Below are 6,625 nucleotides of genomic sequence, written 5' to 3'. Positions count from 1 at the left end.
AGGCCTATACGCCGCCGGAGGTTGCACGACACCGGCCATGACGACCTCGCCGCCCTCCACGCCGACCTCGGACAGGCACTGGACCGTCAACGGCTGACCCGATTCGACCACACGAGGCGGCGTCTGCGAGTCATCATCTACAGCTGGATGCATCGCCCTCGCAGGACAGGACGAGCGTCCATGTGAGGATCCTTGGGTTCTCGCGGTGATCGCAACACCTGATTGAGTAGAGGTGTTGATCATCCGGTTCGCTAGTCACATGATCACGGAGAAGGTGCAGGTGTTCTGGGCCGAGTTGCAGCGTGGTGAGTTCATCACGGACGCGGCGGTGGCGGCGGGCACGTATCGCAAGCAGGGCTCTCGTTGGGTGGTCGCCAATGGTGGTGTCCGTCCTCGTCGTGGGCGCGACTTGAAGGGCCGGTGTCTGTCGTTTTCTGAGCGGGAGGAGATCGGCCTCGCCCACGCGGCAGGCAACTCGATGCGGGCGATCGCTGCCCGGCTGGGTCGAAGCCCTTCCACGGTCAGCCGTGAGCTGGCGCGGAACCGCGAGTCTGGTGGCGGCTATCGGGCGAGTTCCGCACACGCGATGGCCTATCACCGCGCGTCACGGCCGAAACCGGCGAAGCTGGCGGTGAATCTGGAGTTACGGGACAAGGTCGAGCAGGATCTTCAGAAGAAGGACTCACCGGAGCAGATCACTGGCCGGCTGCGTGTGGAGTTCCCCGATGACCCGGAGATGTGGGTGTCGCCAGAGACCATCTACCAGTCGATCTACGTGCAGTCCCGGGGCGCTTTGCGCCGAGATCTGGCGGTGTGTCTGCGCACCGGGCGGGCGATTCGTCGACCGAGCCGCAAGGTCGGGCAACGCAAGAATCGCATCCCGAACATGATCAACATCGCCGAGCGTCCACCCGAGATCGAGGACCGCGCGGTGCCGGGAAACTGGGAGGGCGACCTGATCATCGGCAAGCAGAACCAGACCGCGATCGGCACCCTGGTCGAACGCCAAACCGGCTACACGATGCTGCTGCACCTGCCCGACGGCTACAAACCCGAGCAGGTCCGCGACGCCTTGGCCGCGAAGATCAAAACCCTGCCCGAGTCGCTGCGCTTGTCGCTGACCTGGGACCAGGGCCCGGAGATGCGCGACTGGAAACATGTCGCCATCGCTGCGTCCGACCCCAAGCGTGCCGTGAAATCAGTAACCGCCTGCACGAAAGCATCCCACTTGGCTCCGAAAGCGAAGGAAACCGAGGGCTCCTTGTCAGCTTCCACAGGAAGGATGTCACGATAGCGCCACCAGCAGCATCCATGGGTCTTCGAGCATCTGGCACTGGTCAAGCGCAATGACGAGCGCGACGTTGAGCGATCAAGACGAGCCCGGGGCCGAGCCCAGCGAGATCGATGCCCTCTTCCCTCGCCCCGTCCCGACCGCACGGGCGTAGCGGCCGTCAGGGGCGGACCGACCGGTGTGATGCTGGCCGGCGAGTTGCGGTTGCACGGCGTGGACGTGCTGGTGCTGGAGAAGGACGCGGAGCCGACGAGGATCGTCCGCGCTCGGCCTGCACGCGCGGAGCATCGAGGTGATGGACCAGCGCGGTCTGCTGGAGCGGCTCCTCGACGTCAGCGAGGAATTGGACGTGTCCGCGGCGCTGCTGCGGCCCGACGGCCACATGGCGTGGGTCGGTGAAGCCCAGCAGGTTTTACTCGTCAGCTGCCGAGGTGGTTTGGCGCTGCAGTCAGCTGAGCGCACAGGCGAAACGGTTGAGCCTGAACCCGGTGGCAGGATTCGAACGGCAGGTCACAGCATCAGCGGGCCGCTGATTGGGAGGGTACAGGGGATAAGCCCTTAGTCAGATGTCGTCGCCGATCGCGACGGGTTCCTTGTCGGTGGGCTCGACGTTCTCCTCATCGAGCTCGTCTTCGATCGGTGTCGCAATGAACCGGAAGTAGAGGTAGATGGCCACGGAGACGACGGCGAAGCCGCCGACTATCGCGAACCAACCGAAGGCGTCGCCGCCGAGCTGCCGCCAGTTCTCCTCCCACGGCACGACGGCCAGGATGAAGACGGTCAGCACGACGGCGTAGGTGCCGGCCCAGAGCAGCTTGGAGCGTTTGAACAGACGTTCGCCCTCCAGCAGGTGCAGCGGCAGCAACTCGACGAGGATCATGACGATGCCCTCGGTCGCGATCGCCACGAAGATCTCCAGCACGAGCTCCGCCGTGAAGCCGTGGCCCAGCGCCTCGTTCTCCACCAGTGAGCTGTACGCCGCCCAGGAGATAAGCGCGAACGCCACGAGCACCGAAGCGCGGACGATGACGGCCTTCCAAGCATGCTTGTCGGCGGCGTCGCGGGCGATGCTGAGTCCGAGCACCAGGCCGACGAGAAATCCGGGCGAGAACTCGAGGACACGGGAGAGGGCCACGGCGACGATCGTGATGACGATGGCAAGGGGCCGGATCGCAATGGTGACGTCGACCGCCCACGTTCGCTTCAGGATGACCCTTGTCACAAGGTTGGCGAGGTACGTCACCGTGAACAGGGCGATCGTCACTGCGACGAAGAGCCTCAAGGAGTGCTCGTTGAAGCCGAAGTGGGGGTCGGCCAGGCCGAACAGGAAGGCCGTGATCGCGGTCGCAGCGAGCCCGACGATCACCGGCGCCCGCGCGATGTAGGCGTGGATCGCCAGCAGCCACCGCGGCGTCCTGCGCAGGTGCGGAACCCGACGGGTGAGTCGCTCGTACTGCTCGCTGAGCGTGGCGTTCAGCAGATGAGCGGGCAGGACCGCGAGCAGGATGAGCACGAGCCCGGCGCCGAACGCTGCAGGAATGCGGGCCGGGTCGGCGAGGATGTGGTCAATGGATGGCAATCCGTGGGTGAGGATGTTCGCTTCCTCGACTTGGTCGGGTCCGTGACCTGCGACGGTGCCGTGGTCGTCGCCGGTCGCCTCGACCCCCTCGACCTCCTCGACCTTGGTCTCGGTCTCGGTCTCGATGACGAGTGGCACCGCGGCCACCACCGACACGGCTCGTTCGCTCGCCGTGGCGGGAAGGCCGGCGCCGCTCGCGGTCAGCACGAACGTGTGGTCGCCCGGTGGCGTGTCCTTCGGGATCGTCGCGACGAGCGTGAATGCGCCGACGGGGCCCACGCTCGCCGCCCCGAGCGACACCGGAGTGGAGTGCAGTTCGGCCGAGATCGTAATGCCCGAGGGGAGCCCCGCGCCCTTGAAGGTCAGCCTGTCGCCCGGATGCACGTTGCGGAGGTCGATGCCCGGAATGTCGAACGTCCACCCTGCGAGGGGGTTCACCGCGACGGCGGGCGGCTCCTCAGCCTCGACGACCGGCTCGGGAGCAGGCGGCGGAGCCGTCATCGGTGCGGGGGCGGGAGGTGGCTCCGCCGTCCCGCCGATCACCGTGAAGAACGCCTCGTGCAGAACCGCTCCCCGGCCGGGGTTGGAGTCCGTGACGACGATCACTCCGTCGCCGGCCGGCAGCCCGCCCGCCGGCGCGTAGGAGCATCCCCAGCTTGTGCTCCCGGCGTCCGTGCCGGAGCACCAGCCGAGCACCGACGAACCACCCACGGTGATCTCCGTGAGCGTCCACTTCTCGAGCTTCGTCCCGCCGAACTCGAGCGCGCCATTTGTGTCGGGCGAGTTCGTGTAGTCGAACGAGAAGTCCGAGCCGGGCCCCTCCGCTGCGGCCGACGCGCCCGCGAGGACGCTGGCGGCAAGGCCCAGGGAAAGAACGGCACACACGGCAAGCGGACGCATCGAATTCCCTCGCGTAGGAGGTTCAGGGTAAGAGCTGTGATGATTTGCGATCAGCGCGTCTGAGCATGGAGCGGAGCACTCGCCTCGGGAGCAGGCTATGCCCCTCCAGCCCGGAACACCGAGCGGACTCCGCGAATTGACCCACGTATTGGGGTACCGGGAGCCTCGGGTCGACATTCACCGGAGCGGGACCGCACCCCTGAGTCTGATGCGCAGCTCAGCCGCATCGGTGAGGATGGTCCGGTCCCTGTGGCGCGAAGAAGGAGTCGACGCGATGACGAAGTACCTGATCTCGTTCCCGAGTGCCGCCATGGTCTTTCCCGACGAGNCGAGTCTGATGCGCAGCTCAGCCGCATCGGTGAGGATGGTCCGGTCCCTGTGGCGCGAAGAAGGAGTCGACGCGATGACGAAGTACCTGATCTCGTTCCCGAGTGCCGCCATGGTCTTTCCCGACGAGGATCTGCAGGCAGTCTCGGATGCGTCGCACGTGGTCGTGCAGGAGGCGAAGGACGCCGGCGTCTGGGTGTTCGGCGGCGGCATCGACGAGAGCATTCCGCCTGTCATGGTCGATGGCGATGGGACCGTGACCGAGGGCACGTACACGCAGACGAAGCAACTCGAAGGCGGCTACACGGTGCTGGAGCTGCCCTCTCGCGGGGCGGCACTGGAATGGGCCGCGAAGATCGCGGGTGCCTGCCGATGCGCGCAGGAGGTGCGCGCGTTCCAGTACGACCCCGCCAGCTGACCGCCCTGAACTCGCTGGGTATCGCGTGCGGCTTCGACCAGATCCACTCCTCGCCCCACCGCCATCCCATGTTCCGCGGCGCGACTAGGAACGGGAAGACCTAGGATGCCGCTGGCCTTCATCGGGTAACCACGCGTCAGATACGCATCCGCGGACGTCCGCAGGTGGACCGGTTATCGAGCACGGTGGTCGGGAGTCGATGAGTTCTCGGCGACAATTTCGTGGTGGACACAATCGCGCGATCTCGAGAGCTCTTCGACCTTGGACGGCATCGAGCGGCGTTCGACCTGCTCAAGCCGGTGGCCCAGACTGAATCCGCGCCATTCGTACATCGCCGAGCCCTTGCGCAGCTCTATCGCGAGCTCGGCTGCCCAGATCAGGCCGGGCGGTGGGGCATCGTCCTGGACGGCTGGACTACCGACCTGGAACAGGACAGGCTCGCCCGTCTGCTCGCGGCCAACGGCGTGCCGAAGCGTTCCGTGCGCGGATTCCTCGACGTGCCATCCGATGGGGGCAGTCTTCCAGCGCTCAATGCGCTCGTGGAAGATCGTGTGCCTGCGTACCGGGCGCGGTTCCGAACGGCGGCTGTCGGCCCGCCGATGACGGGCGGCGAACGCGCCGGCAGCGTCGGGTTCGGATTCGGAGTCGCAGCAGGGCTGGGCGCCGTATCCGGGTTGATCATCGTATTTCTCGTCGCGCTGTTCGGCGGCGATGCGCAACCGGCGTCCGGCGGTGCGGCGCTGCTGGTCGACCTGCTCACGGCCATGGCGCTCATCGCATTCGGATTCGAGGGCGTCCTGAAAGGTCGCGTGGGTGCCGGAACGATCCGGATCGGCGCGGGCGTCGTACTGCTTGCTGTCCTCGCCGGTGCATTCGTGATCATCAGTGCACCCTGACCGCGATCGCCTCGCAGGAGGATCGGCCTGCGGCTGGTGTGGGAGGCTGCTGGCATGCCTTCCCCGCAGTCGCTGAGTGAATCCGACCGCCGCCGGGTCGCAACGTGGGCAGCAGACTGTGCTGAGCGAGTCTTGGTCTTGTTCGAAACAGAGGCTCCGGCAGATGGTCGACCACGGGATGCCATCGCTCGAGCTCGGGCGTTTGCTCGCGGTGAACTCGATTCTGCCGGTGAGATACGCCGACGGTTCGTTGCTGGTCGGGCCGCGCAAGCAGTGAGCTCTCCTGCGGCCGTGGCTGCTGCCCGGGCTGCTGCACAAGCCGCCGGGGTCGCTCACATGGGCGCGCACGCTCTCGGCGCAGCCGCCTACGCCGCGAACGCGGCCGGGCTGGCCGCTCCGGATCAGCCCGAGGCCGTCCGCGACGAAATCTCCTGGCAACTCGAGCGCATGACCGACCAAACGAGGTCCGCGCTTCGGCGGTTGCCTCTGGTTGGTGAGGACTCCGCGGGTCCTCTCGGCTCAGGACTTCTCGCGTCGGGCATCCTCGGGTCGATCATTCGGGAGATTCAAGCCGCCCTGAGTGGGACCTCACCGCAGAAGGGTGTCCGGTAGACGATCGTCCGTGCGTCGCCGGCGGCCTCTAGGCTCGAATGGTGGAGAAGCCGGCACGCACAGGACTCGCGGTGATCAGCGTGTTCGCATTGATGGTGGTGCGGGGCCTGCTTCTGTGGATTCTCAACCCGGTCGGCTTCCTGCTTTGGTTGCTCTTTGGCTGGATCTTGGGCGTCGGGCCCGGCCAGTTTCTGGGGTGGCTCGACCTCAATCTCATCGCCACGCTCCAGCGCGTACTGATCCACCCGATCAACGGCGAGTGGCCAATGCCACGCGTCGCGTTCGTGTCGATCGGCATGCTGCGATCAGTGCGCCACCGCGTGCACCTGGTCTACGACCCTGTCTGAGCCGTCGTCGCTGAGGGATCCCAAACGGGCGAAGCCCGCTCAGGTCGACGGCGTCCTCGCGTCCATGGGTGCCACCTCGGTGGTCAGGCGTGAGGTGGGCGACGCAGTCGCTTGACGTCGGTGCGCCGCTTCTTCGCTTCCAAGCGCCTTTCCTTGGCACCGCGACTCGGACTCGTCGGTCGTCGCGACGGTGACGGCGGCCGCAGAGCGTCGGCCACGACGGCGGCTAGCCGAGCGCGCGCAGCATTCCTGTTG

The 6,625-nt window shown here is 66.5% G+C and carries 6 protein-coding genes and 2 pseudogenes; 6 read left to right on the top strand and 2 right to left on the bottom strand.

Translation table 11 applies throughout. The annotated features are described in order from the left end of the window. The first annotated feature begins 259 nt into the window (after positions 1-259). Positions 260-1,294: an IS30 family transposase gene (locus ASG80_RS13065; RefSeq protein ID WP_156401841.1), complete on the top strand. Its 1,035-nt coding sequence runs from the start codon at positions 260-262 to the stop codon at positions 1,292-1,294. Between the two features lie 180 nt (positions 1,295-1,474). Then, positions 1,475-1,619 (top strand): annotated as a pseudogene (locus ASG80_RS23605) (FAD-dependent monooxygenase); the annotation flags it as partial. A gap of 234 nt (positions 1,620-1,853) precedes the next feature. On the opposite strand, the gene ASG80_RS13055 reads toward ASG80_RS23605, so the two are convergent. After that, the gene (locus ASG80_RS13055; RefSeq protein WP_235508316.1) at positions 1,854-3,770 is read right to left on the bottom strand and encodes a hypothetical protein; all 1,917 of its coding nucleotides are present in this window, start codon (positions 3,768-3,770) and stop codon (positions 1,854-1,856) included. A gap of 403 nt (positions 3,771-4,173) precedes the next feature. Between ASG80_RS13055 and ASG80_RS13050 the strand changes: the two genes are divergently transcribed. The 4 genes from ASG80_RS13050 to ASG80_RS13035 all read left to right on the top strand — a co-directional run bounded on the left by ASG80_RS13050 (position 4,174) and on the right by ASG80_RS13035 (position 6,370). Further along, positions 4,174-4,515, top strand: a complete 342-nt coding sequence (locus ASG80_RS13050) for a YciI family protein (protein ID WP_056731397.1) — start codon at positions 4,174-4,176, stop codon at positions 4,513-4,515. Between the two features lie 224 nt (positions 4,516-4,739). Next, positions 4,740-5,411 carry a hypothetical protein gene (locus ASG80_RS24495; protein ID WP_056731392.1) on the top strand — a complete coding sequence of 224 codons (672 nt, stop codon included), beginning with the start codon at positions 4,740-4,742 and terminating at the stop codon, positions 5,409-5,411. A 54-nt stretch (positions 5,412-5,465) separates the two neighbouring features. Then, entirely contained in the window at positions 5,466-6,023 is a 558-nt protein-coding gene (locus ASG80_RS24490) for a putative immunity protein (RefSeq protein ID WP_056731390.1), read from the top strand. A gap of 41 nt (positions 6,024-6,064) precedes the next feature. Then, positions 6,065-6,370 (top strand): hypothetical protein, encoded by a 306-nt coding sequence (locus ASG80_RS13035; RefSeq protein ID WP_156401839.1) that lies wholly within the window; start codon positions 6,065-6,067, stop codon positions 6,368-6,370. Positions 6,371-6,453: 83 nt separating this feature from the next. Here ASG80_RS13035 and ASG80_RS24485 read toward each other — a convergent pair. Next, positions 6,454-6,625: pseudogene (locus ASG80_RS24485) on the bottom strand (aminoacyl-tRNA hydrolase); the annotation flags it as partial.

The organism is Agromyces sp. Soil535, assembly GCF_001428255.1.
GTDB lineage: Bacteria > Actinomycetota > Actinomycetes > Actinomycetales > Microbacteriaceae > Agromyces.
Note: the sequence above shows the minus strand (reverse complement) of the source record. Positions and strands in the feature narration are given on the sequence as shown.

Excerpts from the sequence above, each read along its gene's own strand:
- ASG80_RS13050 (WP_056731397.1), top strand. The coding sequence starts at position 4,174 with ATGACGAAGTACCTGATCTCGTTCCCGAGTGCCGCCATGGTCTTTCCC.
- ASG80_RS13055 (WP_235508316.1), bottom strand. The coding sequence starts at position 3,770 with ATGCGTCCGCTTGCCGTGTGTGCCGTTCTTTCCCTGGGCCTTGCCGCC.
- ASG80_RS24490 (WP_056731390.1), top strand. The coding sequence starts at position 5,466 with ATGCCTTCCCCGCAGTCGCTGAGTGAATCCGACCGCCGCCGGGTCGCA.
- ASG80_RS13065 (WP_156401841.1), top strand. The coding sequence starts at position 260 with ATGATCACGGAGAAGGTGCAGGTGTTCTGGGCCGAGTTGCAGCGTGGT.